This is a genomic window from Massilia orientalis (genome assembly GCF_030411975.2).
Taxonomy (GTDB): domain Bacteria; phylum Pseudomonadota; class Gammaproteobacteria; order Burkholderiales; family Burkholderiaceae_D; genus Telluria; species Telluria orientalis.
In genome coordinates this window covers 26,210-51,364 of the sequence record NZ_JASNRB020000001.1, presented here as the reverse complement: position 1 = coordinate 51,364, position 25,155 = coordinate 26,210, and the positions used below count along the sequence as shown (strand labels likewise).

Annotated in this window: 19 protein-coding genes and 1 pseudogene; 9 read left to right on the top strand and 11 right to left on the bottom strand. The window is 67.1% G+C overall.

From position 1 onward, the window contains the following. Position 1: 1 nt before the first annotated feature. From QPK29_RS00240 to QPK29_RS00230, 3 genes are read right to left on the bottom strand one after another with little or no spacing between them, the layout of a single operon-like run. A complete protein-coding gene (locus QPK29_RS00240; protein WP_371769214.1) occupies positions 2-1,297 on the bottom strand; it encodes a right-handed parallel beta-helix repeat-containing protein in 1,296 nt (431 codons plus the stop codon). 9 nt (positions 1,298-1,306) lie between these two features. Beyond that, positions 1,307-3,985 carry an exo-rhamnogalacturonan lyase family protein gene (locus QPK29_RS00235; RefSeq protein WP_371769213.1) on the bottom strand — a complete coding sequence of 893 codons (2,679 nt, stop codon included), beginning with the start codon at positions 3,983-3,985 and terminating at the stop codon, positions 1,307-1,309. Beyond that, the gene (locus QPK29_RS00230) at positions 3,985-5,199 is read right to left on the bottom strand and encodes a DUF4861 family protein (protein WP_371769212.1); all 1,215 of its coding nucleotides are present in this window, start codon (positions 5,197-5,199) and stop codon (positions 3,985-3,987) included. Before QPK29_RS00230 ends, QPK29_RS00235 begins: the two co-directional genes overlap by 1 nt. Positions 5,200-5,484: 285 nt before the next feature. Between QPK29_RS00230 and QPK29_RS00225 the strand changes: the two genes are divergently transcribed. The 5 genes from QPK29_RS00225 (at position 5,485) to QPK29_RS00205 (ending at position 11,713) form a co-directional block, all read left to right on the top strand. After that, a complete protein-coding gene (locus QPK29_RS00225; RefSeq protein WP_371769211.1) occupies positions 5,485-6,135 on the top strand; it encodes a class I SAM-dependent methyltransferase in 651 nt (216 codons plus the stop codon). A 47-nt stretch (positions 6,136-6,182) separates the two neighbouring features. Continuing rightward, complete coding sequence (locus QPK29_RS00220) at positions 6,183-7,190, top strand: DUF2156 domain-containing protein (protein WP_371769210.1); 1,008 nt, start codon at positions 6,183-6,185, stop codon at positions 7,188-7,190. Positions 7,191-7,205: 15 nt separating this feature from the next. Beyond that, on the top strand, positions 7,206-8,804 hold the full coding sequence (locus QPK29_RS00215) for an SDR family oxidoreductase (RefSeq protein WP_371769209.1): 1,599 nt from the start codon (positions 7,206-7,208) through the stop codon (positions 8,802-8,804). Positions 8,805-9,016: 212 nt separating this feature from the next. Continuing rightward, entirely contained in the window at positions 9,017-11,407 is a 2,391-nt protein-coding gene (locus tag QPK29_RS00210) for a sensor domain-containing protein (RefSeq protein ID WP_371769208.1), read from the top strand. 18 nt (positions 11,408-11,425) lie between these two features. Further along, on the top strand, positions 11,426-11,713 hold the full coding sequence (locus QPK29_RS00205; protein ID WP_200948949.1) for a hypothetical protein: 288 nt from the start codon (positions 11,426-11,428) through the stop codon (positions 11,711-11,713). A gap of 10 nt (positions 11,714-11,723) precedes the next feature. Here QPK29_RS00205 and QPK29_RS00200 read toward each other — a convergent pair whose 3' ends face one another. Continuing rightward, positions 11,724-14,396, bottom strand: a complete 2,673-nt coding sequence (locus QPK29_RS00200) for a sensor domain-containing diguanylate cyclase (RefSeq protein ID WP_371769207.1) — start codon at positions 14,394-14,396, stop codon at positions 11,724-11,726. A 225-nt stretch (positions 14,397-14,621) separates the two neighbouring features. On the opposite strand from QPK29_RS00200, the gene QPK29_RS00195 reads away from it, so the two are divergent. After that, complete coding sequence (locus QPK29_RS00195; protein WP_371769206.1) at positions 14,622-14,915, top strand: H-NS histone family protein; 294 nt, start codon at positions 14,622-14,624, stop codon at positions 14,913-14,915. On the opposite strand, the gene QPK29_RS00190 is transcribed toward QPK29_RS00195, so the two are convergent. Next, the gene (locus QPK29_RS00190; protein ID WP_371769205.1) at positions 14,905-15,858 is read right to left on the bottom strand and encodes an NAD-dependent epimerase/dehydratase family protein; all 954 of its coding nucleotides are present in this window, start codon (positions 15,856-15,858) and stop codon (positions 14,905-14,907) included. The two genes, QPK29_RS00195 and QPK29_RS00190, sit on opposite strands and share 11 nt — an antisense overlap. Positions 15,859-15,941: 83 nt before the next feature. Between QPK29_RS00190 and QPK29_RS00185 the strand changes: the two genes are divergently transcribed. Beyond that, on the top strand, positions 15,942-16,340 hold the full coding sequence (locus tag QPK29_RS00185) for a VOC family protein (protein ID WP_160408183.1): 399 nt from the start codon (positions 15,942-15,944) through the stop codon (positions 16,338-16,340). A gap of 4 nt (positions 16,341-16,344) precedes the next feature. Here the strand turns inward: QPK29_RS00185 and QPK29_RS00180 are convergent, their stop codons facing one another. The 4 genes from QPK29_RS00180 to QPK29_RS00165 form a co-directional block, all read right to left on the bottom strand. Continuing rightward, on the bottom strand, positions 16,345-17,562 hold the full coding sequence (locus QPK29_RS00180) for an NHL repeat-containing protein (RefSeq protein ID WP_371769204.1): 1,218 nt from the start codon (positions 17,560-17,562) through the stop codon (positions 16,345-16,347). Between the two features lie 110 nt (positions 17,563-17,672). Continuing rightward, entirely contained in the window at positions 17,673-18,767 is a 1,095-nt protein-coding gene (locus QPK29_RS00175) for an acyltransferase family protein (RefSeq protein ID WP_371769203.1), read from the bottom strand. 24 nt (positions 18,768-18,791) lie between these two features. Continuing rightward, a complete protein-coding gene (locus QPK29_RS00170) occupies positions 18,792-20,003 on the bottom strand; it encodes a hypothetical protein (RefSeq protein WP_371769202.1) in 1,212 nt (403 codons plus the stop codon). A gap of 121 nt (positions 20,004-20,124) precedes the next feature. Next, positions 20,125-22,143, bottom strand: a complete 2,019-nt coding sequence (locus tag QPK29_RS00165) for a TonB-dependent receptor (protein ID WP_371769201.1) — start codon at positions 22,141-22,143, stop codon at positions 20,125-20,127. Between the two features lie 94 nt (positions 22,144-22,237). Here QPK29_RS00165 and QPK29_RS00160 point away from each other — a divergent pair, with 94 nt between their 5' ends. Continuing rightward, positions 22,238-23,359 carry a PepSY-associated TM helix domain-containing protein gene (locus QPK29_RS00160; RefSeq protein ID WP_371769200.1) on the top strand — a complete coding sequence of 374 codons (1,122 nt, stop codon included), beginning with the start codon at positions 22,238-22,240 and terminating at the stop codon, positions 23,357-23,359. A gap of 4 nt (positions 23,360-23,363) precedes the next feature. Here QPK29_RS00160 and QPK29_RS00155 read toward each other — a convergent pair. Beyond that, positions 23,364-23,993: pseudogene (locus QPK29_RS00155) on the bottom strand (sterol desaturase family protein); the annotation flags it as partial. 80 nt (positions 23,994-24,073) lie between these two features. Continuing rightward, positions 24,074-24,286, bottom strand: a complete 213-nt coding sequence (locus tag QPK29_RS00150; protein ID WP_160408194.1) for a DUF7661 family protein — start codon at positions 24,284-24,286, stop codon at positions 24,074-24,076. Positions 24,287-24,359: 73 nt separating this feature from the next. Here QPK29_RS00150 and QPK29_RS00145 point away from each other — a divergent pair, with 73 nt between their 5' ends. Further along, entirely contained in the window at positions 24,360-25,094 is a 735-nt protein-coding gene (locus QPK29_RS00145; protein WP_400189704.1) for a substrate-binding periplasmic protein, read from the top strand. The last annotated feature ends 61 nt before the right edge of the window (positions 25,095-25,155 follow it).

Sequence of the window (25,155 nt, the reverse complement as noted above, 5' to 3'; positions counted from 1 at the left end):
TTCAGCGCTCGAACGCGCCCAGGTCCGGTGCCTTGCCGCGGAAGGGCAGGCCCACGTCGACGCCGCGGTCGATGACGGCGCTGGCGGCAGACGGGTGGAACATGGGTAAGTCCGGCAGGCTGCCGTCCGGCTTGCGCGGCGCGTCCCAACCGGTGGGCGCCACGCTGTCGAAGTCGGACGGCTTCAACGCAAGGTGCAGATCCCAGGAGTTGGCCGCGCTGTCCGCGCCTTCCACCTTCAGCGCCGCACCCGCCGGGTAGGCGAGGTTGTTGCGCAGGGTGCCCAGGTAGACGGGACCGCCGTCAGGGGCCACGCCGAGCATATTGTAATCGATAACATTTCCAAAAGCGGTATTGCCGAAGAAGTCCAGCGCGATGGGATGATGGTTGGCATAAAATCCCGACACCTTGTTGTCGAAGGCGACGGAAAACCGCACGACGTGCTTCGCGCCGTTCGCCACATATTTGCCGCCGTAGCCGCCCGCCTTGATGCCGTTGCCGTTCCCCGCCGCGAGCGGCGTGTGCGTGCCCGGCAGGTAGCCGTGCTGCCACGCCCACGAGTATTCGATGGTCACCGGCGAGTACGCGTTGATCAGGTCGAAGCCGTCGTCCGTGTTCGCCCACGCGCGGCACCCGCGGAACACGTTGCCCGGATGGCCTGCGCTCACGTGGGCGCCGAAGCCGTCCGCGCTCTGGCCCGCGCCGTTCGATGTGTACGGATCGTAGTTGTGGTGCGAATCGCTGTTCAGCACGAGGTTCCAGCCGCCGTCCTTGATGAACAGGCCCGGGCCCATGTTGTGGTGCAGGTTCAGCTGCTCGAACACGTCGTGGTTCGCATCGATCCACACGCCCCACGATTCGTGGTTCAGGCGGTTGTCCGGCTGCTGCGGCGCGCCCGTGATCTCCAGGCCTTTCAGGTGGATCCAGTCGGCGACGACTTCGATGCCCTTGACGCGGCAATCGTCCTTCATGCCAGAGAAGTCGAACACCGGCGTCTCGCCCGGATACGCCCAGTAGCGGATCGGCTGCTGTTCCGTGCCGCTCTTGTCGAGGACGATGGCGGACACGGTCGCGCGGCGCGACGCGCACGCCGCCGTGGCCTTCGTGTAGGCGTAGCGGCCGCCGCGGAAATATACGGTGTCGCCCGGCTGCGCCACGGCCTGCGCGTGCGCGAACGATTGCCATGGGGCGGCCAGGGTGCCGGCCGCGGTGTCGCTGCCGGTCGGTGCCACGTACCAGGTCGCGGCGGATGCGTGCCCGGCGAAGCAGGCCGCGGCAATCACGAGGAAACGATGCATGCGGCTCTCCTAAGTGCGGGGCAGCGCGGCGCCGATCAGCGCCAGGTTCTGGATGGCGGCGAGGCCCCATTGCGCCGTCTCGTTCGTGCTCACCCACGGCACTTCGTCGACGGGATTCAGCACGTCTGGCCCGGCCACGCGGACCGTGCGGAACGGCCGCTGCCTGCCTTCGCCCGCGAACTCCTGCCACGCGCGCCGCGCCAGCCGGGGGTCCTTGCGCTTCCAGGCCGCGTACGCGGTCAGGCGCGAGTGGCCGACATACAGCGCGTGCGTGGCCCCGTGCGGCGCGCCGAGGCGGCGGCGCTGCTCGTCGACCGGCGCGTTGAACAGTTCGCAGTAGTCGAGCCATGCCCGTTCGAAGGCCGTGTCGCCCGTCAGGCGTATCAGCTCGTCGAAGATCTCGACGGCGCCGAACACGGCGTTCAGGTGCAGGGCCTTCACGTCGTTGCCGATCATGTTGTGCAGTCGGCCCGTGTCCGGCTCGTAGCCCATGCGGTCGCCGTTGAAGAAGCCGTGCGGCATGGCGGCGATGTCGCGCATGCCGGTGACGATCTTGTCGCGGTAGCGCGCGCTGCCGGTGCGCTCCCACTCGGTCAGCCAGTTCGCCACGAGCGACGCCCAGTCCGTGCCGAAGCTGATCCGCGCCGGGTACGGCCCCTTGGGCGGCTGGTTCGCGAGCTTGCGGACCGGATCGACGTCGTCCAGCCTGCGGTCCGCATCGAGGACCTCGCGCATGATGTCGCCGGTGCGTTCGTCGCCCGTCAGGTAATAATAAAACCGCCGGTAGACGGCCGTGCTGATGCGCACCTGCTTGGCGCTGCAGCCCCAATGCTGCACGTTGTGGCGCGAGCCGAGCCCCGCGAAACGGCCCAGGTGGTACGTGTCGACTTCGCTCGTGTGCCGCACCATCGCCTCGCCCATGCGGAAGATGTCGGCGCGGCCCGTGCGCAGGAACGAATACCACAGCCACAGGTCGGGCGACAGTTCCGAATTGTCCCACGCGAAGCCGCCCACGTCGTAGCGCCAGTCGTGGCGGTCGGCGTCGTAGGTGTGGCGGATGTCGCCGTAGTCCCAGAAGCCGTACCAGCGGCGCTGCTCGACTTCCTTGCGGTAGAAATCGAAGCGCGCGTCCAGCTGGTCTTCGATCGCAGCTCGCGCCGGCGTGCTGCGGTCCGGCAGCGACCACAGGGTGCCGAACACCTGGGTCGCGAGGATGTGCGCGGGTGCGGGCACGAGCTGCGGCGGCGTCTGCACCGCCTGCGCGATCTCCACCAGGCGGGCGCGCGGCGGCGTCGCCTCGAACGCCCACAGCGTGATCTCGCTGCTGCGCGCGACGCCGACCGGCGTGCCGAAGCCTTTCTCGTAATCCTCGTACGTGATCTCCAGGCCCTGCAGCTCCTCGGCATGCGTGTCCATGCCCATGCCGTCGTGGTAGAAACGCAGGTCCATCGCGGGCGCGTCCGGGGACCACATCCAGACCGTGGCGCGCGCCGCGTCCGTGTGGGCGTCGCGGATGTCCAGCTGCGTCGGGTGGCGCTGCCAGAAATCGCGCAGGCCGAAGGCCATACCGCCGGACACGCCCCCCACATAGCCGGTACCGGGCGCGCGCCGGCCCCAGGCCGAATCGACCCAGCCGCACCCGGCCTTCGTGCGCTTGCGGATGCGGAAGCTGTCGGCCGACAGCTGCGCCAGCGACACGTCGCCCCACGCCGGCACGAGGTGCAGCAGCGGCGCGACCTTGTCGGCCACGGGCGGGCAGCGTTCGCCCGCGAGCTGGGCGCGGCGCACGTCGGCGCCCGGGTCGCGCCGCAGGCCGGTCAGGTTGCGCACGCCCTCGGCCCACAGGCCGCCGTCCTCGCCGGCGAAGCGCACGTGGCGGTCGTGCAGCGCGTCGCGCAGCGGCACGTCGAACGTGAGGCCGATGCCGCGGATGAAGTCTTGCAGCTCGTCGCCGTCGAACACGAACGTGTGCATGATGCGGATGGACTCGGCGCCTGCATACAGGTACAGACGGACGGTGAACGGGAGCCAGGCGCGGGTCTTGTCGCGGTGCCTGCCCTCCAGCCTGATCACGCTGCGCACCGGGCCTTCCTGCTCCAGCGTCACTTGCTCGACTTCGCTGACGAATTCGCTGCGGCGCGTACTGCCTTCCGGCTGGTCGTCGCGCAGCGCGACGAGGCGGACGTCGCGCGCGATGTCGCGGCCGGCGCGGCGGATGGCCGTCACGAGCACGGGGCCGCGTGACGGCACGGCGCATTCGACGACGCCCGTGCTTGCGACGAAGCCGCCGGCCGCGCGGCGCACGGTGACGGCCTGTTGCGCGCGGGCGCGCGGCGCGCCCGGACGCACGCGCAGGGCGGCGTCGGGGCGGACGCTCGCGCCGAGCGCGTGGGCCGTCCATTTCAGCGAACCGTCCGGCCAGTACGCCAGCGGCCAGCTTTGCGCGGGCACGTCGCCGGAGGCGCCGTCGACCACGAATGGCTGGTCCTTGCGGACGGCGCCGCGCGGCCACGGCACGCCGAATGTCGTGCCGGCGCTGAACGCGGGTGCGCCTTCCAGCCAGCCCAGCGCCGCCCCGTCGGGTGGCTGCGCCGGCGTGGCCGCCGCCCGCGCCGTCCCGCCCAGAGGCAGTGCCGCGGCCACCGAGGTGGCGCGTGCGCTGGCGCGGAAGAAGTCGCGGCGGTCCATCAGCGCGCCGACAGGCTCACGCGCACGGGCGCGGCCACGCGCGCCGCTTCATCCGTCACGGTGCGCTGCCACTGTGCGCGCGAGGTGATTTCGCCGGCGCGCGTCCACGCGGCGCCCACGTAATAGCGCAGCGGCTGGCCGGACGTCACCGGCGCCAGCATGAACGCGTTGCGCGCATCGGTGCCGAAGGCCGGGTTGCCGGCGGACGGCAGGATCACGGCCACGCCGAAATCGCCGCTCTTCTTTTGCGCGACCCACTGGACGAGGGCTTTCGATTTAGCGTCTTCCGTGAACGTGGACTTGCCGTCCTCGCCCTTGTCGGCCGGTTCCTTGTTCAGGCCGACGGCCGCCTGCAGCGGACCGGTGCCCGCGAACGTGAAGGTGCTGTCGATGCGGTCGAACCAGTGGCCCGCGTCCACCGTGAAGCGCTTGACCTCGGCCACCTTCGTGCCGGCCGCGTCCCAGCCGTCGTAGGTCAGTTCGAAGATCGCGCGCACGGGGCCGTTGGCCAGCACTTTCCAGTGCGTGAAGTTGATGCCCGAGACCAGCTTGCCGCCGGCCCAGATGCCCGTGCCGCCGGCGCCCAGCGTCGTGCCGACGTTGTACATGTCGATGCCTTCACCCTCGTCGTGGTGGTAATGGTCGTGGCCGATGTTGTACCAGCGGTCGACGATCGGGTACGGGACCCGCTTGAACCAGATATCGAGGCCGCTCGTCTTCAGGACTTCCTTGTCGGAGCCGGCGGGCGCCGGGGCGGCAAGGGCGGGGCCGTAGGTGCGGTGCGCCACCTTGTCGTTCTCCCACGCGAAGTCGTCGAGGCGTTCCGGCACGATGCGGGCCCAGACCTTGGTGGGGAACGGCGGCACGACGGCGTCCGTCTTTTCGACCGTGAACGTGGCGCGCTTCTCGCCCGGCGCGAAGTCGTGCTGGAACAGCAGTTCGCCGTACGCGACGCCGTTCTTCTGCGGATCCTTCGCTTCCGGCGCCACGTTCGTCACCTGGTGCGGCAGTACGCGGCCGGCCGCGTCCTTCACGACGATGTGCTGGATGCCGGCATGCGGCAGCGCGTCGTTGACGCTCTTCCACGGGATGGCGATGGTTTCCGCCGGCCGGGCGATGGCGAGATCGTGGGTGACGGTGACAGTGAGGCGCTCCGCCGCGTGGGCAGTGGTGGCGAGGGCGGCGAGGGCGAACAGCGGCAGGGAGAGTTTCATCGTTCGTGGCGGCGTAAGGGTCCAGTGGGAATATGCCCGTCGAGTATCGATTCGGCGGCTCCCGGGTGTCAACTTACGGGCGGTGACGGGCGCCATTCAATCAGCGCGTTGAGCGATGGTCTTTACGCGCATGACCCGCAAAGCCAGTGTTTTGGCTCGCAAGGACAAGGCGCCGGGCCGTGGAATGCGCGGGCTTTCCATTACTCTAATGGTGCTTGACGTTCATGCAACGTGAACGGGGCAGGGGAGACACTTATATCGGTCGGAAAGACCGGAAGGGCAAACATGAGAGACAAGTACAAACTCGTAGGGCCGATCTACGACTGGCTCAGCGCGTTCTACAGCGGCAAATCGATCCACCGCTGCAAGGTCGCCATGCTCGACAAACTGCGTCCGGGCGACAGGGTGCTGTTCGCCGGCGTCGGCCACGGCCGCGACGCGGTTCACGCCGCGCGGCTCGGCGCCGACGTCACCGTGGTCGATTTGTCGGCCACGATGCTGAAGAAATTCCAGGCCAATCTCGAACGCGAAGGCATCGTCGACGTGCGCATCCGCCAGGTGCACAGCGACATCATGCTGGTCGAGGAATTCGAGCAGTACGACATGGTCGTCGCGAACTTCTTCCTGAACGTGTTCGAGCAGGACATGATGCTGCGCGTGCTCGCGCACCTGATCCGCTTGGGCCGCCCGGGCGCCCACATCGTCGTCGGCGATTTCTCGTTCCCGACCGGGAACGTGTTCAGCCGTGTCGTCAAGACCCTGTACTGGTACGGGGCCGTCGGCTTCTTCTGGCTATTCGCCGGGAACGCCTTCCACGACATCTACAACTATCCGGAGTGGATGAAGAAGTTCGGCCTGCAGGTCGGCGAACAGAAGCACTACAAGCTGCTGCTGCTCGACTGCTATTGGTCGGTCATCGGGCAGAAACCGGCCTGAGACCCAACGCCGGTGCTGCACGCCCATCGAATCCAACCGGAGCCCACATGAGCCAACACGCTGTCGCGCTGGAGCGGCGCATCGCCGCCGACCTGTCCCATCACGATACGGCCAGGCGTGCCGCCGTCCTGCGCCAATACGGCGGCCACGCGCTGTCGTTCTGCACCATGCAGCCGGGCATGTCGTATTTCGACGTGCCCGGCGTCGGCTACATCGCCTTCGCAAAATACTGGGGCATGCGCTTCGCGCTGGGCGAGCCCGTGTGCCCGCCGCACCTGCGCGACGCGATGCTCACCGCGTTCGTCGACCGCTATCCCGACGCCGTCTTCGTCCAGGTGGGCAAGGGCGTCGTCGACCACCTGCATGCCCGCCACGGCTTTTACGGCACGCAGTTCGGCAGCGAGTCGCGCCTGGACCTCGCCACATTTTCACTTCGCGGCGCGCGCAAGCAGGTCATCCGCACGGCGATCAACGCCGCCCGCGCGGACGGCATCGAGATCCGCGAGGGCGGCTTCGACCACGACGTGCGCCGTATCTCCGACGCGTGGCTCCGCACGCGCCGCTGCAAGAACAACGAGATCCGCTTTCTGATCCGGCCGATGATCGTCGACTACCGCGAAGGCACGCGCTACTTCTACGCCTACCGCGGCATCGACGCCGTCGGCTTCGTGTTCTTCGATCCGCTGTACCGCGACGGCCGCCTGGCCGGCTACGTGCCGAACATCTCGCGCTCGTCCGCCAACTTCCGGCAAGGCCTTTGGTATGCGCTGATGGCGTACGCGATCGCGCGCTTCCAGGAAGAAGGCGTGCCGTGCGTGGACCTGGGCCTGACGCCGCTGATGCTGGCCGGCGACGTCGAGCCGCAGGAATCGCGCGTGCTGCGCGCCACGTTGTCCGTGATCCGCGAGCGGATGGACTTCCTCTACAACTTCAAGGGGCTGGAATTCGCCAAGTCGCGCTTCCAGGGACAGGTCGACAAGACGTATTGCTGCCACCGGAACGCGCTGCCGGCCCTCGCCATGACGGCCATGTTCCGCCTGACGCGGATCCTCTAGGCCACGGAGAGACCCATGACGACCACCATCAACGAGGCAGCCGACGGGCTGCCGGACGTGCGCGACGCCTTTGCCGGCAAGCGCATCCTGCTCACTGGCGCGACGGGCTTCGTCGCCAAGGTCCTGCTGGAAAAGCTGATCCGCACCGTGCCCGACGTCGGGCGCATCGTGCTGCTGATCCGCGCAGGCAGCCACGGCGATGCCCGCGCGCGCTTCGAGCGCGAGGTCGCGGCTTCGTCCGTGTTCGACCACCTGCGGGCCGTGCGTCCCGCCTGGCTGGAACGCTTTCTCGCCGAGCGGGTGGACTGCGTGACGGGCGAGATCACGGCGCCCGGCTTCGGCCTCGCGCCCGCGCGCTTCGCCGAGCTGGCGCGCGGCGTGGACGTGGTCGTGAACGCGGCCGCCAGCGTCGACTTCCGCGAACCGCTCGACGAAGCGCTCGCCATCAATACGCTGAGCCTGCGCCACGTGACGGCGTTCGCGCGGGTGGCGAGCGCGCCGCTCGTGCACGTGTCGACCTGCTATGTGAACGGCTACCACCGCGGCGAGATGCGCGAGGACGTCGTCGCGCCGGCAGGCAGCGCACGCGACGGCATCCCGCGCCATCGCGACGGCTGGTACGACGTCGACGCGCTGATCGCTTCCCTGCAGCGCAAGATCGAGCGGGTGCGGGCGAAGGCGGACGGCGCGGATCCGGAACGGCTGCGCCGGCGCCTGACGGACCTCGGCATCGCCCAGGCCCAGCGCCACGGCTGGAACGACACCTACACGTTCACCAAGTGGCTCGGCGAGCAGGTCGCCCTCCGCGCCATGCACGGGCATGCCTTGACGATCGTGCGGCCGTCCATCATCGAAAGCACGCTGCGCGAGCCGGCGCCCGGCTGGATCGAAGGCGTGAAGGTGGCGGACGCCGTCATCCTCGCCTACGCGCGCGGCAAGACGAGCTTCTTCCCCGCGCGGCGCGAAGGCATCATCGACGTCATCCCCGTCGACCTCGTGGCGAACGCCATCGTGCTGGCGGGTGCGGAGGCGCTGTCCGCCGGGCCGGGCCGGCGCATCTATCAATGCTGCAGCGGTTCCACGAATCCGCTCGCGCTGGGTGAGCTGATCCGGCTGCTGCAGGCGGAATCCAAACGCAACTGGCGCAAGTACGACCGCCTGTTCCACGCCGAGCCGAAGCACGATTTCCGCACGGTCGGGGAGGGCACGTTCCGCTTTTTCATGGGCGCGTTCGGCATCGGCGCGACGGCGTGGAACGGCCTGCGCCGCCTCGCGGGCGCGCCGGGTGCCCTGCACGCGCTGGACAAGCTGCGCACGACGCGCCTGCTGGCGCTGACGTTCGCGTTCTACGCGCATCCGCGCTACCGGTTCCACAACGCCGGCCTGCTGGCCCTGGCTGCGCGCTTCGGGGAGGAGGCGCGGCGGCTGTATTCGGTGGATGCGCGCCTCGTCGACTGGGAAGACTACCTGTGCCGCATCCACATGGCGGGGCTGAACCGCTATGCGCTGCGGCGGCGGGACGCGGTGCCGGAAGAACCGGCAGCCGCCGTTGCGACATCCGGTGCTGCGGCAGCCGCGGGCGTCGACCCTTTGGCGGCGCCGGCCTCGCGCTGACGGGCGGCGCGGCAAGCCGGACCGGCTTGTCGGACAATTATGCAACTAACCGACAAATGCGGCTGCCCATACCAGAACCCCGCCACCAGCACGCCGGGAGGCGCGGGCGGCATGCGATGTAAATATGCGCCCCTTCGGACGTGACTGCGCTATGATGTTTTCCCAATGGACGCAACGTGCAAGCGCGCCCGGCCGGTTCCCTGGAGGAGGTCGTGAACCTTTCGCCTTTACCCCTCGCGGTATTCGTCGTCGACGCGGCAGGGAGGATCACGAGCTGGAACCGCGCCTGCGAAAAGCTGGCGGGCTATGGCGCGGCGGACATCCGTCACTGCAGCCTCGACCAGATCATCGCCTTCGACGACCCGGCCACCGCGACCTGGATCGGCGACCGCGTCAACGAAGATTCGACGGGAGAACTGATTTGCGCGGACGGGCACCGGGTGCCGGTGCGGGTGACGGTGGCTCCGCAATCGCTCGATCCCGACCAGCCCGGCGGCTACAGCGTCATCGTCGTGCCGCGTGCCGGCCTGGCCCCGACCCGTTACGCATTGATCCAGGACCTGCCCATCGCCGACATCATCGAGGAATTGCCGTGCGTGTTCTACGTCATCGACCAGAGCGGGCATCTGCTGTTGTGGAACCACCAGCTGGAAGACGCGCTCGAGATGGCGAGCGAAGAGTTGCCGACATTTAACGTTCAGAATTTTTTCGACGAGCGTGACCAGGCGATGATCGTGGAAAAAATCCTGGACGCCTTCGAGGGCGGCGGGTCGTACCACGAGGCCGACCTCGTCGGGAAGCACGGCAAGCGCACGACCTTCCTGTTCCATTGCTCGCGTGCGAGCCTGGGCAACCTGCCGGTCGTGTTCGGCACGGGCCTCGACATCACGTCGCGCAAGGAAGCCGAGCGCGGCCTGCGCGTGCGCGAGCGGGCCATGTACGCGAGCGTGAACGCGATCGTGATCACGTGCTGCGCGGACGGAGCCGACAACGTGATCGAGTACGTGAATCCCGCGTTCGAGCAGATCACCGGCTACACGCTGGCCGAGGTGAAGGGCCGCAATCCGCGCTTCATGCGCGTCGAGGATTGCGACGTGGGCGAGCAGCACCGCATCCACGACGCCGTCGCGCGCCGGCAGAGCGTGCGCGCCGTCCTGCGCAACCGGCGCAAGAACGGCGAGATCTTCTGGAACGACTTGCGCATCGATCCCGTCGGCAGCATGGAGGGCGAGGTGACGCACTTCGTCGGCGTGATCAACGATATCACCGAAGCCCGCCATTACGAGCGCCGGCTGCAGCACCTCGCGCACCATGACGCGCTCACCGGGCTCGCCAACCGCACGCTGCTGCTGGAACGCCTGAAGGCGGCGATCGATGCGGCGTCGTCCCATCGCCGCCAGGGCGCGCTCGCGTTCCTCGACCTCGACAACTTCAAGCACATCAACGACACCTTCGGCCACGAAGCCGGCGACGCCGTCCTGCGCGAGATCGCGGCCCGCCTGCGCGACAGCATGCGCGAGGAAGACACGGTGGCGCGCCTGGGCGGCGACGAATTCGTCCTCGTGATCGCCGAGCAGACCGACGTGACCCAGCTGGCCTGCCTCGTCGAGCGGGTGCGCCAGAGCGTGTCGGCGCCCGTCGTCGTCGAGGGCAAGGAGATCCTGCCCGGCACGAGCATCGGCGTCAGCCTGTTCCCGCAGGACGGGCGCACGGTCGACGCCGTCATGCGCGCGGCCGACGCCGCCATGTACCACGCCAAGACCCTCGGCCGTAACAACGTGCAGTTCTATTCGGAGGAACTGAACCAGGTCGTGCACCAGCACCTGTTGCTGGAAGCGAGCCTGAGCCGCGCGATCCGCAACGGCGAACTGGTGCTCGGCTACCAGCCGAAGGTCGATCTGCGCACGGGCAAGGTGGTGGGCGCCGAGGCGCTCGTGCGCTGGCAGCATCCGGTCGACGGCATCATCGCGCCCGACATCTTCATTCCCGTCGCCGAGCAGACGGGCCTGATCATCCCGCTGGGCGACTGGGTGCTGGACGAGGCATGCGCCACGCTGCACGCGCTCGCCGCCGTGGGCATCGAGGACTTCGTCATCGCGGTGAACCTGTCCGCCCGCCAGCTGCGCCAGCGCCGCTTCGTGAACCGGCTGGCGGACACGCTGGCGCGGCACGGCGTCCCCGCGCACCGCCTGGAGCTGGAAGTGACGGAGAGCCAGCTGATGGACCACCCGGAAGAAGCGCGCGACGCGCTGGCCCAGTTGAAGCTGCTGGGCGTACGCCTCTCGATCGACGATTTCGGGACCGGTTACTCGAGCCTCAGCCACCTGCAGAAATTCCCCGTCGACTGCATCAAGATCGACCGGTCGTTCCTCGGCGGAGGCACGGATCCGGACGACGGCCATGAAGTCATCACGCGCGCCATCATCGCGCTCGGCCACAACCTCAAGCTGCAGGTGATCGCGGAAGGCGTCGAGACGATCGAGCAGCTGACGTTCCTGCGCGCTCACGACTGCGACCAGATGCAGGGCTATTATTTCAGTCCGGCCCTGGCCCAGGACGGGCTGCAGGAGATGTTGCGGCGCGACGCGCGCCTGCCGATGTAGATACCGGAGAGGTGGACGATGATGACGACGAATGTCGACGCCGTGCGCAGCGATGTGCGCCGGGTGCTGCTGGCCACGCTGGCCATCCTGCTCGTGCCGGCCGTGGCGATGCGTTTCACGCACGAGGTCGACTGGGGCGCCGGCGATTTTCTCGTCGGCGGAGCGCTGCTGGCCGGAACCGGCCTGGCTTACGTACTCGCGAAGCGGCGCATCGCGGGCCGGGCTGGCCGCCTGCTGGTCGGCGGCCTGCTTGCGCTCGGGCTGCTCCTCGCGTGGGCAGAACTCGCCGTCGGCGTGTTCCACTGACGCCAGCCTGTCAGGCGTACTCCCCCGTGTGCAGGACCGCGTAGGTGTGGCGGCCGGCTTCCTTGGCGGCGTACAGTGCGCGGTCGGCCGTTTCCATCAGCGCGCGCGGGTCGACGCTGCCGCCGGACGCGAGGCCGATGCCGATCGTCGTCCCGACTTTCAGGGTGCGGCCGGCCGCCGCGAACGGCTGCGCGATCGCGTCCAGGATCTTGCGGGCGACGCGTTCGACGTCGGCGTCGCTGCGCACGTCGTGCAGCAGCACCGTGAATTCGTCGCCGGCCAGGCGCGCGACGAGGTCGGTCGAGCGCACGCTGGTGCGCAGCCGGCGCGCGAACTCCACAAGCACGTCGTCGCCGGTCGCGTGGCCGTAGCGGTCGTTGATCTGCTTGAAGAAGTCCACGTCCAGGTACAGCAGCGCGCAGTCGCGGTCGCCCTGGCGCGAGCGGTTGGCGGCGCCTTCCAGCGCCTGCTCGAAGCGGCGCCGGTTCGGCAGCTGCGTGAGCGGGTCCGTGTGCGCCAGCGCGTGCAGGCTGCGCTCGTGCATGCGCGAGGCGGTGGCGTCCGTCGTCAGGATGTACACGCCGAGCACGCGGCCGTCGCGCATCTGCGGGAGGAACGTCGAGTGGGCGATGCGCGTGTGGTTCTTGCGCACGATCTCGTGTTCGCACTGCGACGCGTTGCCGAGCCAGGCCTGCTCCAGCGCCCTGGCCTGCGGCGCGTAGAAGCCGGGGCCGAACGCTTCCTCGACGGTGAGGCCGAGGATCCGCTCCGGCGGCACGCCCAGCCACGACGCGTGCACGGCGTTGGCGAACGCATAGCGGCGGTCGGCGTCCAGGTGGGCGATCAGCACCGGCACGTTGTCGGTGATCGTGCGCAGGCGCTCCTCGCTCTCGGCCTGGCGCAGCTCGGAGAGCTTGCGGGCGGTCATGTCGAACGCCATCGCGTAATAGCCGTCCGGCGTACCGTCCAGTGCGCGCTGCGGCACGAACATGCACTGGTAATGCAGCTGGCGGCCGTTCACCTCGATGACGTCCTCGAACGTGCTGCATTCGCCCGCGTGGACGCGGCGCAGGTGTGGTTCGAGCTTGGCGTATTCGTGTGCCGAATAGGCGTCGCGCACGTCGTGGCCGATCAGCGCTTCGGCCGCCTTGCCGTAGAACTGGATGGCGCGGCCGTTCAGGAACACGAACTTGCCCGCTGCGTTCACCTTGCCGATCAGCGCCGGCAGGTTTTCCGTGATGGCGCGCAGCCGGCGTTCGCTGGCTTCCAGCTGTTCGCGCGCCGTGTTGCGTTCGGTGATGTCGGTCATCGCCACGACGGCGCCCAGCATCCGCCCGTTGGCGCTTTTCAGCGGACGGCCGCTGGCCAGCAGGGTGGCGGCCGGGCGGCCCGGAGGCGCGATGGCCATCGCCTGTTCGCGCACGACCTCGCCGCGCAGGACGCGGGCGAGCGGCACTTCGTCCGGCGCGAGCGGCGTGTGGCCGTCCGCTTCGTACAGGGCGTAATGCGTCGGCCAGTCGGCCGTCTTGACGCAGGCGCGGTCCAGGCCGTGCAGCATGCGGGCCTTCTTGTTGAACAACGTGAGGCTGCCCTCGGCGTCGCAGGCGACGACGGCGACGTCGATCGATTCCAGCACGGCGTCCAGCAATTCCTGCTTTTCGTCGAGCTGCTGGCGCGTGCGGTTGCGTTCAGAGACGTCGTCGATGAACGCGCCGATGCAGCGCCGGCCCTGCCATTCGTAGGCGCCGACTTTCATCTCGATGGTTATGCGGCGACCGCTCGCCGTCAGCGCCGGCAGTTCGACCTGCCGGTCGACGACGGTGCTGAAGCCCGTCTGCGTGAAGCGGCGCATGCCCTCGACGTGCGCCGCGCGCAGTTCTTCCGGCACGATCAGGTCCGCCAGCGAACGGCCCACGGCCTCGCTCCGGCGCCAGCCGAAGATCCGTTCGGCTGCCGGGTTCCATTCGGTGATGCGGCCCTCGGGATCGGCGCCGACGAACGCACTGTACGACGTCGCGACGATCGTCCGGTTCCAGCTTTCGGCATCGCGGAGCAGCGTCTCGGCCGCCTTGCGCTGGGCGATTTCCGTGGTGAGGTCCGCCAGGCGGGCTTCCAGTTCCGCCGTGCGTTGGGTCACGCGCTGCTCCAGTTCCGCGTTGAGCGACTTGAGGGCCTGTTCGGCCATCACGCGCGCCGTCGTGACGCGGGCCTGGTTCAGCTCCACTTGGACCAGGTCGGCCAGGTCGCGCAGGCACTGGCGCTGCGCGTCGGAGAAGCGGCGCGGGTTGCGGTCGACGATGCACAGCGTGCCCACGGCGTGGCCGTCGCAAAAGAGGGGCTGCCCGGCATAGAAACGGACGTGCGGCTCGCCCTTGACGAGTGGATTGCCGGCGAAGCGCGGATCGGCGGCCGCATCCTCGACGACGAACGTCTCGCAATGCGCCACCGTGTGGGCGCAGAAGGCATCCTCGCGGGCCGTCTGTTCCACGTCGAGGCCGCAGCGCGACTTGAACCACTGGCGCTTGTCGTCGACCAGCGTGATGAGTGCGATGGGCACGCCGAAGGTCAACGCGGCCAGGCGCGTGTAGCGGTCGAAGCGGGGCTCCGGCCGGGTATCCAGCAAGTCGAGCGCGGTCAGTGCCGCGAGGCGAGAAGTTTCCGAGATCGTCTTGGTCATCAGCATGGCCGTTCCAGGTGGTGTGAACGGCGGCGGGGCAGGGGCCGCAAGGAAGGCGCTCGCCGGGTGTTGGGGCGAGTGTCCGGGGGAATGGTAACACTAAATTCCTCACGGAAATTTTCATTTTTGTGGAATGTGGCGCGACGACTACGTTGCAGTTCACATATTGCACGGGCGCCGACATAGTAAAATGGAGGCCCGCGTTCCCCTCCTGGCAAAGGATGTTTCCCCATGGCGCCGATCGATCTCAACGGCTATGACCTCGCCGAACTGAAAGGTTTGCTTTTCGATATCGAGCTGGAGATCAAGCGCCGCGCGCGCGACGAGCGCGACCGGGCGCGCGACCGCATCCACGCGCTCGCGGCCGGCGCGGGCATCCCGCTCGACGCGCTCGTCGAGACCGCGGCGCCGCGCTACCGCAATCCGGCCGACAGCGGCCAGACCTGGACGGGCCGCGGGCGCCAGCCGCGCTGGATCGCCGAGGCGCTGGCCAGCGGGCGCTCGCTGGACGATTTCAAGATCTGAGCATCGGCGACGTGTAAGCCGGATCGTGGGCAAAGGGAAGCGGCCGGTTTGCGCGCAGTGCGGCGAGGACCGCTGCGAAGTCGGTCCGGCAGCGGAATCCCAGGTCGCGTTCGATCGCGGCCGCGTCGTACACGCGGCCGATGCTGGCCGGCAGCGACCAGCCCCGGGCCGCGTAGAGCCTGGCCGCGTCCGGGAAGTGCCGGGCGATCACCGCCGGCGCGTCCGTCTTCAGCCGGGCCGCCTCCGCGCGGTCGAAGAGCGTCGGCGCCGACACGACGTACAGGCCGAAGCCGATGGCCGGCGCCTTCTCCAGCGCGGCGAGGTGCGCGCGCGCGCAGTCTTCGACGGTCAGGCGGCGGTGCAGGAATTCGTTCGCCTTCATGTTTTCGCCGGCAAGATGGTCGTGCGTGTCATCCTCTTCCGGGAAGAATCGTGCCGTCCTCAGCACGATCACGGGCAGGCCGTGGTCCGCATGGAACAGCCGCGCCAGCTCCTCGGCCGTGCGCTTGGTCACGCCATAGATGTTCCGGGGCTGCAGCGGTCCGCTCGTCTCGTCCAGCCAGACGGCGGCGGGCGCGGTCTCGGCGCGGATGGCCTGCGTGATCATCAGCGAGGTGGTCGACGTGAACACGAACCGGCTCGCGCCGTGGGCCACGGCCGCTTCCAGCAGGTTGAGCGTCCCGGTGACGTTCACGTCGACGAACGCCTGGCGCGGATAGCGCGCGATGTCGGGTTTGTGGAGCGCGGCCGCGTGGATCACGCCGTCGAACCGGTGATCGGCGAACAGGCGCCGGACCAGCGGCGCGTCGGCGACGCTGCCGACCACGTCGGTGTGCGGGCCGGGCGCCACGTCGAGGCCGAGCGGGACGTGGCCCGCCTGCCGCAGCAAAGGGGACAGGAAGCGGCCAAGCCAGCCGGAGGAGCCGGTCAGGAGAATTTGCATGTTCGATGTCGAAGTCGTGGGGTGCCGTTCGTCGTCAGGGTGCGGGACCCGTTTTCCAACCAACATTATGACAAGAGGACATCATGAACAAGCAAATCATCTTCAACCTGCCGGTGCAGGACCTGGACCGTTCGAAGGCCTTCTTTTCGGCGCTCGGCTTCACCATCAATCCGCGCTACAGCAACGAGAACGCGCTGTTCATGAACGTCGTCGACGACACCCTGCACGTCATGCTGATGACGGAAGCGTTCTTCGAGTCCCTCATCAACAAGCCGGCCGTGCGGGCGCGCGACGCCAACGAGGTGATCATCTGCCTGAGCTGCGAAAGCCGCGACGAGGTCGACAGCCTGATCGCCCGGGCGCAGGCGGCGGGTGCGCGGATTCCGCACCCGCCCGAGGATCATGGCTTCATGTACGACCAGGGCTTCGAGGATCTCGACGGCCATCTGTGGAACCTGGTCTGGACTGCGCCGCAGGAATGACCCGTCAGGGCAGTTGCACGCGGACCACGCCGTCGGAGACGGTCACATAGAGACGGCCCTTGTCGTCGATCGCCAGGCCTCCTGGATTGTTGAGGCCGCCGGGGAGGGGGCCGGGTCGCGTCTGCCACAGGCCGACCTGGCCGGCCACGGTCGTGACCACGCCGCCCGGCGTGATCTTGCGGATCGTCTGGTTGCCGCCGTCGACGACGTACAGGTTGTCCGCTTTGTCGATCACCATCTCTCCCGGCCCGTTGAATTGCGCCGCCGTGCCGGTACCGTCGGCCGCGCCGGGTTTGTCGGCGGTGCCCGCGAAGATGCTGGCCGAGCCGCCCGGGGTGACCTTGACGATGATGTGGCGTTTCGAATCCGAGATATAGCCGTTGCCGGCGCGGTCCACTGCAAGGCCCGTCAAGGCCACGCCCAGCATCCCGGCGGTGGCGCTCAAATCGGCCGGAAACTGATAGCTCACAGGAGGGCTTGGGTCGGAATAGCCCGGCACGAACGAGCCGGACTCCTGGACGAACAGGAGGCGGCCGCCGCCGTTGCTGTCCACGGTCCGCCAGCCGCGATGTTGCGCTTCGTGGCTCCCGGTGGCGGGAGTGCTGGAGCCTCCTCCAGCCATGATCGCGGTCGTCGCGTACAACGTGCCGTCGGGGCCAAGCGCCAGCGTGGACGGATTGTCCCCCAGGTTCTGCGGCAGGAGACGGTTGGCCGGCGCATGCGTCGGGAACCTCGACAGCGACATCGTGCTGGTGACCCCGTCCAGCGTGATGCGGCGCAGGGCGATGGCAGGCGACCCGTCATAAGTTTGCAAGCCCCAGCCGTCCAGGGCGTAGAGCACCTGGCTGTTCTTATCGAAAAGAAGCTTCGCGATCTGCTTCGTAAAGCCGGCCGCACTGCCGGTTCCATCCGTCCCCGGGGGCACGCCATCCTTGCCGACAAAGCCGGACACGACGCCGTCCTGCGTCAATTTGAAAATCGTGGCGTTGGCGTCGTTCGCCACGAACAATGTGTCGTCAGGGCCGACCGCGATGGCGCCCCTGAGGTAATTGCCGGTCGGGTTGTTGGCCAACAGGACGATGGCCTGGTTATTCACCGGCGGCGCGCTCGGCGCCGTCGTATCCGGTGAGCCGCCTCCACCGCCGCACGACGTCAGCAATGTGGCGGTTGCCGCGACGAGGATGGCACGGCGTGCGGGTACGGTGGCAGGTATGTTGAACACGGATCGATCTCTTTCTATCGCAAGCCTGGCCGGCGTGGCCACGGTATGCAGGATAGCAAGAGAACGATATAAAAATTCTCACGAATGGTCACGACGAGAATGTCGTGGTTTTATTTCTTGGCTGCAGGAGCCGGGACGCTCATCAGCGCCCCCGTCAGGTAAGTCTTCATGCGCGCGGCGAACCGCCGCTCGACCAGAACGTGCACGCCGTACGCGGCGCCGAGCACGGCGGCGATCATGCCCCAGAACAGCAGATGGGCGTTTACAGTTGGATAAAAGCGGTTGAACACGAGATAGCCGATGTTCTGGTGTAGCAGATACAGGGGATAGCTGATCGCCCCGGCCAACGGCCAGCGATGGCGGGCGATCGCGCCTGTCCGCCCCAATGCAATCAGCAGCATCACCACGAAGAACAGGGTCAGGATGCCGATGACGATACCGGCGTTTAGGGTCGACATCGCGTTCTCGGCGCGCACCTTGCGCACGATAACCCCGGACTGGAAGAGGGCGAGGCCCCAGGCGCCCGCGAGCACCGTCAACCTGCTCATGGCCGCACCTTTTTTCCAGATCAGGAAGCAGGTGGCGCCGGCGATGAAATACGCCGCGTAATCGAAGATCAGCAGGGTACGGACGACATGCAGCGCGCCTGCCGGCGCCGACGCGTCCGGGAACAGCGAGAGGAGTGCGAGCGCGGTACATGCCAGCAGCCACATGACGAGGTAGCGCTGCGCCTGGTGAATTTGCCCGATGACCAGGAGCGCAGCGACCAGCGCATAGAACCGGATCTCGACCAGCAACGACCAGTAAGCTCCTTCCAGCAGCGGCACCCTGAACAGGTCGGCGACCATCGTCATGTTGACGGCGTACTGGACGAACGTGACGTCGGGTCGCGCGGCCAGTGCGATGCTGGCGAGAAAGGTGATCGTGCAGCACGTCCAGAACGCGGGGTAAAGCCGTACGATGCGGGAGATGCAAAAGTCGCGCAGGCGCGCGCTGGCGGCCGCGGTCATCAGGACGACGAACCCGCTGATCATGAAAAACAGTTCGACACCGAGGAAGCCGTATTCGGCGACGGGCGCCAGCAGCGGGTACGGCATCGCCGAGAACCCGCCGGCCGGCCCGCGGTAGGCGTAGTGAAAGAAGACGACGGCGAGCGCCGCCAGGAATCGCAAAAGATCGATCTCGTTGACTCTGGCGCGTGTCATGGCGTGAAGCTCGACGCGGCGGATTCAGTGGTGCGCGACCATGCCTGCGGGCGCGATGGCCCCCGGTACGGTACTTCGCGCGCCGGGTTGCCCGCGCTTGTCCAGCATCTGTCTGCTCGAGATCGCAAACAGGAGGAATATCCAGATCGGTGCCTCGTAGAAATACATGATGCAATACGCGGGGATCAGGACGATGAACGTCGCCAGGATGAGGCCGTGCAGAGCGAATATGCGCAGCAGGATCAACGCCAACGGCAACGTCACGATGATGCCGCCGCGGCTGACCAGGTTCAGGATGACGCCGATGTCCTGGTAATGGCATCCGATGCACGGATCGGCTCCATAGCCGAACCCCGTGAACTTCTCTTCCACGCCGGCATCCAGGTAGGTGTTTATGCCCTGCATCTTGAACGACAGGCTGGGATCGTGGCCGCCGAAGCGGGTCATCAGGTGGTCGATGAAATTGGAGGCGTAAATGTAGAAAACGACGACGGACAGTGCGATGACGATCTCGAGTAAGCCGATGCGCTTGCGCCACAGCCAGCCGAGTAGCAGCAACAGCACGGAAACGAAAAAGATCGAGGATGCGGCATGCGTCATCAGCACGGAAATGATGGTTCCGACCGCCAGGACGATGCGCTTTTTGCTGAACTCGGCCGAAAACGCGTAAATGGCCAGCATGCACGATACGTAGTTGGTGTAAGTGCCGGGCTCCACATGCAGGCCCGCAAAGCGGGCGATGTTGAAGTATTCCTCGGTGACCCGGCTTTCCGTTCCGAACACGAGTTGATGAACGTCGTAGATCGAATGTGTGACGAAATAGTACAGGATCACCTGGATGGTCAGCGTCAGTACGTTTATCCCGATCAGGCATGCCAGCGCCGCCTCGAATTCCCTCCTGTACGAAAATCGCGCTTCGAAGATCGCGATGGCCAACGCCAGGTTGGCGGCGATCAGCAGGACGAATTGCGGTGGCACCGGTTTGACGACGACCACGTGAAAAACCAGTGTGAACAGCAGCGTCGCCACGAGCAGGGAAGGCAGTTTCATCCGGATCTTCCCGAGGAACACCAGAGGCGACATGGCCACCATGGCCACGCCCGCCGCGAGATACTTCGGCAGCATCGTGGCGCGGGTGCCGGATTCTTCGAAAGGCGTGAATAACAGGAAGAGCGCGACGAGAAACGCCAGGAAGAACAAGATCGAGAAACCCGACGGAGAGCGCTTGTTCTTCATGGCTGGACCAAGATTTCCGGGATGAATAAGGTCGCCGAAGTCCCCCGTCCGGGGACGGGGTGGCTGGCGCGCACCCGTCAAGCATGCGCTACGATGCTGAAGCTCGTTTGATGTGACTCAACTAGAAGCGGCTGGTCAGCATAAGGTTGACGCTGCGCGGACTGCCCGGCGCGTGCAGCGACTGCGCGCCGTCGTGCCACACGTAGTCGTAGTAGCGGTCCGCCACGTTGCGGACCTGGAGCTCCACGTCCAGGTTGTTCCCGAGGCGGTAGGCGGCCGACAGGTTGACGATGGCATACGCGCCGAACTTGCCGGTGGTGTTGGTCCGGTCGAGGAAGTAATCGCTCTGGCCATTGATCGAACCGGACAGGCGCAGCACGTCGCTGACGTTGTAGTCCGCCCCCGCGTTGTACAGCAGGTGCGGCGTGTGATCGATCTCGTTGCCCTGCGTGGCGATCGACGCGGCGTCCGCCTTGACGATGCGCGCCCGTTGCACGGCGGCGCCCACCCACACGCCCAGGCGCGCCGTCGGCTGCACGTTCAGCTGCAGGTCCACGCCCCGGCGCCGCGTCTCGCCGATGTTCTCGGCATCGTTGGCCGGGTCGTTCATCTTGCGCCGCGCTTCGTTCGACGCATACTGCTCCCACACGGCGAGGCGGCCTTCCACGCCTTGCAGGGGCCGGAACTTGACGCCGGTCTCCCAGCCGTCGTTGATCGACGGCGACAGGTCGCTGGTCTGGTTGACCTTGTAGGTGGCGGTGCCGATGCCGATCTGGAACGTGCGGCCGACGTTCCCGTACACGGACCAGGCGTCGTTGACCTGGTACACGGCGGACAACTTCGGTTGCCGGATCAGTCCATAGTCGTTGATGCCGTAGACGCGGCCGTCCAGCAGGTTCGTGTAGCTGCCGGTGAGCCTGTCGACGCGCAGCGCCGGGGTGATGGTCAGGTCGGCGACCGGCTTGTAGATGGCCTGGACGAAGCCGCCTGCCGTGTTCAGGTCGAACTGCTGGTCGCGGGTCTGGGATTGCCGCACCTCGCTCGCCGTGAACCAGCGCTGGCTGGCGTTGTCCTGGCGCTCCGTGTCCATCCCGCCGACGACACGCAGCCGGCCGGTCGGGCGCCACGTCAACGTCGTCGAGGCGCCGGTGTGGTTTTCCTCGATCGTGCGTTCCTGCTGGCGCACCCCGGCGGAGAAGGTCACGTAGCGGTGGTCGTTCAAGGCATTGTGATAGATCTGCGCCGTCCAGAACAGCTGGCGGCCGAGCGCCGTCTCGGCCTGCAGGGCCACCTGGTCCATCCGGCGCGTGCCGCGGTCGGTGGCGTTGTGCGGCAGCGACTGTTCCCAGTCCGCGCGGGCTTGCGCAGCCGTCAGGAACCCCGGCTCGTCGGCGCGCACTTCATGGTGGCGCACGATCAGGCCGTACCGGCTCGTGCCGTTGTCGGGCGAATAAAACCATTTACCCGAGAAGGTGGACTTGTCCGCATCCGAGTGGGCGCGGTAGCCGTCCGTCTTTTGCCAGCTCGCGGCGTAGTTCTGGGAAAACCCGTTGCGGTCGACGCCCAGTGCCGCCTGCCCATCGCGCGTGTCGAAGCTGCCGTAGCCGAGGCGCGCCGCGCCGTAGTTGCCTCCGATCTTTGTCACGACGTTCGCGTTGCCGGCGATGTTGTGGAGGCCGTAGCGGGGATCGTTCGTGCCGCGCACGAGCTCGACGGCGCGGATGTCCAGCAGCGGCGCCAGGTCGAGGTAGGGCATCATCCCATCGTTGCTGTTGCTGGGTATCCCGTCGATCAGCAGCTTGACGGCGTTGATCTCGCCTTCGCCCGTGAAGCCGCGGATCGACATCTTGCCGGACGTGGTGCCCTGGCCGTATTGCGTGAGCATCACGCCGGGGAGCTGGCCGAACAATTGCCAGTTGTGGCTGACCGCCTGCGTCGCGATCTTGCTCTCGTCCAGGACGTCGACCGACGTCAGGACATTGCGCGTGGCCAGCGGTCCCGTTGCCTTGCCGACCACCGTGACCAGACCCACCGTCATCGCCGGCGCTGCGGTGATGTCTGCCGTGTCTTGCGCGCGTGCCGACAGCGCGAAATACAGTCCGATGGCAAGGACGACCGTCTTCTTACGATAAAACATCATCAAGTGTTGATAGAAAGAAAAGTTAGATCTTACCCCACATACATTGGACTGTAAATTATAATGAGAATGATTCGCATTGAAACAACGAGGGGGTATGCGCAGATTCATCTCATGGTTGCACCGGTATGTCGGGCTGGCGGCGGTCGTCGTGCTCGTCATGAGCGGCATCACGGGCGCCGTGATTACCTTCGATGGCGAGCTCGACCGGGCGGCGCACCCGGAGTTGCGCCGTGTCGAGCCGCGGCCGGGCGGCGCTGGCGTCGACACCCTGGCGGCCGGCGCCCGTGACGCCTGGCCGCGCGACCCGGTGCGCATGCTCGTCCTGCCGGCGTCGCCAGGGGATGCCGTGGAGGTCTGGTACCGGGGCAGCAGCATGCGGGCGTACCTCGATCCGCACGACGGCCACGTGCTCGGCCTGCGCGACACGCACGATTCGCTGATGGGCATCCTCGTCGACCTGCACACGAACCTGCTGTCGGGCGAGACGGGCAGGGCGGTCATCGGCTGGTTCGGCCTGGCCGCCGTGCTGCTCATCGTCGTGGGCGTCTGGTTGTGGTGGCCCCGGCGCGGCCGCTGGCGCCAGGCATTCACCGTCAAATGGGATGCGGGTGCCGCGCGTGTCTGGCTGGACGTCCACAAAGTGGCGGGCAGCGTGACGGGCGTGTTCCTCGTCGTGATCGCCGGGAGCGGCGCGGCGCTGGCGCTGCCCGGCGTGTTGACGGAGCCGTTGCTGGTCGCCCTCACCGGCGCGGGGGCGAAACAGGCCGCGCCGGCCTCGTCATCCCGCGCCGGGCCGCCCGCGTCGCTCGACGCGATGGTCCGGCGCGCCGAAGCGGCGTTCCCGGGGGGACGGATCACGCGCCTGATGATGCCCGCCACGCCGAACGGCGCGGTGACGGTACGCATGCGGCTGCCCGGAGAAATCCACCAGATCGGCCGCACGTTCGTCCACTTCGACCGGTACGACGGCAGGCTGCTGCGGACGGACAACGTCCTCGAATCGAACCTGGCCACGCGCATCAATGCCTGGTTCTATCCGCTGCATACCGGCGCGTACGGCGGGACGGCGACCCGCGTGCTGAACGTCCTGTTCGGCCTGTCGCTCGCGCTGATGTCGCTGTCCGGCGGCTGGATGTGGGTCAGGAACAGGCTCGCGAGGAAACGGGCGGAGGCGCGCAAACGCGGGCGTGCGCCCGTGACGACCGCGGTAAATTGACGGCTCAGTCGTCCTTGCGGGACCGGAACGGAAACATCAGCTGCCTGGTGAAACCGTCCGGTACATAATCGCCGACCACGCCGTATTGCTCGGGAAAGCCCGTCTGGCCTTTGACGGCCGTACCGAGGATGTGATCGATGAAAGCGAAATGCGCGGCGTAATTCTTGTCGATGGCCACGTCGTCCGACGAATGGTGCCAGTGGTGGAAATCCGGCGTGACGATCACGTATTTCAGCGGACCCCACGGCAAATGCACGTTCGCGTGGTTGAAGACGGCCTGGAATCCGACCACGACGATATACACGTCCATGACGTTCTTTTCGAAGCCGAGCACGTACAGGGCGCCCAGCACGCCCACCCGGGTGATGATCAGTTCCACCATGTGCTGGCGCGAGCCGGCCAGCCAATCCATCGTTTTCGCCGAATGATGCACGGCGTGGAAACGCCACAGGAAAGGAATCTCGTGGTAGGCACGGTGGGTGCAGTATTGCACCAGGTCCGCGCACAGGATGCACAGCAGCAGCTGGGGCAGGAACGGGATCGATTGCACCGTATCCTGTATCGTGTCGCCCGCCATCCAGCCGAACAGGCGGTGAATGGCAAAGTTCACGGTCAGCAGCGCCAGGCCGACGATGCGATCCGTTCGTGGCGATCAGGGGCGGCGGAGCATAGCATTTTGAGGCGCGCGAAAAGGCGCGGATTGTCACCTGGCCTTCAATCGGGGATCGGTTCGACCATGTCCCCGTGCCCGGCATATTCGTGAAAGATATCGTCGAGCCACGTCGCCAGCTCGTCCGCCGGCACGTCCGCTGGAATGACGACTTCCTCGAACGGGGTCCGCTTGCCGGGAACCGCGCGATACACGGCCCAAGCGTCGTTCTCGCGCCGGACGTCGACGTGGAAGCGGCCGTAGATATTGAAACGCATCGATGCTCCTGTTGCTGTTCGCTCCAGTGTAACCTGCGTTACGATGGCGCCTGCTGACAAGACGGGGACGGTATTGATTACGAGACGGGATGTGTTGCTGCTGGCGCTAGGCGCCGCGAGCGGTGCCGGCGCCCACGCCGGGCAGGCGCCGCTGCATATCGTGACGGCGCACCTGCCGCCGCTGGTGATGGCGCCGGGCGACAAACAGCCTGGCGCGTTGCGCGAACTCGTGGACGCGCTTTGCAAGCGCCTCGGCGTGGTGCCGGACATCGAGTTCATGCCCTGGCGGCGCGCATTGTATGTCGCTGCCACGACGCCGAATTCCGCGATTTTCCCCGTGACCCGGCTGCCCGAGCGTGAGCGGCGATACCACTGGCTCGCGCCGCTGTACGAGGAAAACTATATTTTCATGGCGCACAAGGGGAGCGACTTCGACGTCCACCGTCCGCAGGGCATGACGGACAAGCGCATCGCCCTGCTGCGCGGCGCGGCCCAATCGGCCATTCTGCGCGAGTTGGGGTTCCGGCGACTGGTGGAGGCATCGTCCATCGATGAAGTGCACCGCTTCCTGCTCGCGGGTATGGCGGATGCCGTGTTCGGCGAGCGCGCGATCATCCATCGGTCGCTCGAGATGCGCGGCGTCGAGAAGGACTTCCATCTTGGTGAGTCCGTGCGGACGACCACCGCCTGGCTGGCGGGCTCGCGCGATATCGGCGAGCAGGAAGCGGCCCGCTGGCGCGCGGCGATGGCGGAACTGGTCGCCGACGGTACCCACAAGCGCATTTTCCGGCAGTACGGACTGGCCTGACCGCGGTCTATATCGGAACTGTATAGATCCCCCGCGATTGCGCATGCATGCGGCGGCCCGG

Bases quoted from the DNA above. Each gene is read 5' to 3' on its own strand.
- QPK29_RS00240 (WP_371769214.1), bottom strand. From the start codon at position 1,297: ATGCATCGTTTCCTCGTGATTGCCGCGGCCTGCTTCGCCGGGCACGCA.
- QPK29_RS00235 (WP_371769213.1), bottom strand. From the start codon at position 3,985: ATGGACCGCCGCGACTTCTTCCGCGCCAGCGCACGCGCCACCTCGGTG.
- QPK29_RS00230 (WP_371769212.1), bottom strand. From the start codon at position 5,199: ATGAAACTCTCCCTGCCGCTGTTCGCCCTCGCCGCCCTCGCCACCACT.
- QPK29_RS00225 (WP_371769211.1), top strand. From the start codon at position 5,485: ATGAGAGACAAGTACAAACTCGTAGGGCCGATCTACGACTGGCTCAGC.
- QPK29_RS00220 (WP_371769210.1), top strand. From the start codon at position 6,183: ATGAGCCAACACGCTGTCGCGCTGGAGCGGCGCATCGCCGCCGACCTG.
- QPK29_RS00215 (WP_371769209.1), top strand. From the start codon at position 7,206: ATGACGACCACCATCAACGAGGCAGCCGACGGGCTGCCGGACGTGCGC.
- QPK29_RS00205 (WP_200948949.1), top strand. From the start codon at position 11,426: ATGATGACGACGAATGTCGACGCCGTGCGCAGCGATGTGCGCCGGGTG.
- QPK29_RS00200 (WP_371769207.1), bottom strand. From the start codon at position 14,396: ATGCTGATGACCAAGACGATCTCGGAAACTTCTCGCCTCGCGGCACTG.
- QPK29_RS00195 (WP_371769206.1), top strand. From the start codon at position 14,622: ATGGCGCCGATCGATCTCAACGGCTATGACCTCGCCGAACTGAAAGGT.
- QPK29_RS00190 (WP_371769205.1), bottom strand. From the start codon at position 15,858: ATGCAAATTCTCCTGACCGGCTCCTCCGGCTGGCTTGGCCGCTTCCTG.
- QPK29_RS00185 (WP_160408183.1), top strand. From the start codon at position 15,942: ATGAACAAGCAAATCATCTTCAACCTGCCGGTGCAGGACCTGGACCGT.
- QPK29_RS00175 (WP_371769203.1), bottom strand. From the start codon at position 18,767: ATGACACGCGCCAGAGTCAACGAGATCGATCTTTTGCGATTCCTGGCG.
- QPK29_RS00170 (WP_371769202.1), bottom strand. From the start codon at position 20,003: ATGAAGAACAAGCGCTCTCCGTCGGGTTTCTCGATCTTGTTCTTCCTG.
- QPK29_RS00165 (WP_371769201.1), bottom strand. From the start codon at position 22,143: ATGATGTTTTATCGTAAGAAGACGGTCGTCCTTGCCATCGGACTGTAT.
- QPK29_RS00160 (WP_371769200.1), top strand. From the start codon at position 22,238: ATGCGCAGATTCATCTCATGGTTGCACCGGTATGTCGGGCTGGCGGCG.
- QPK29_RS00150 (WP_160408194.1), bottom strand. From the start codon at position 24,286: ATGCGTTTCAATATCTACGGCCGCTTCCACGTCGACGTCCGGCGCGAG.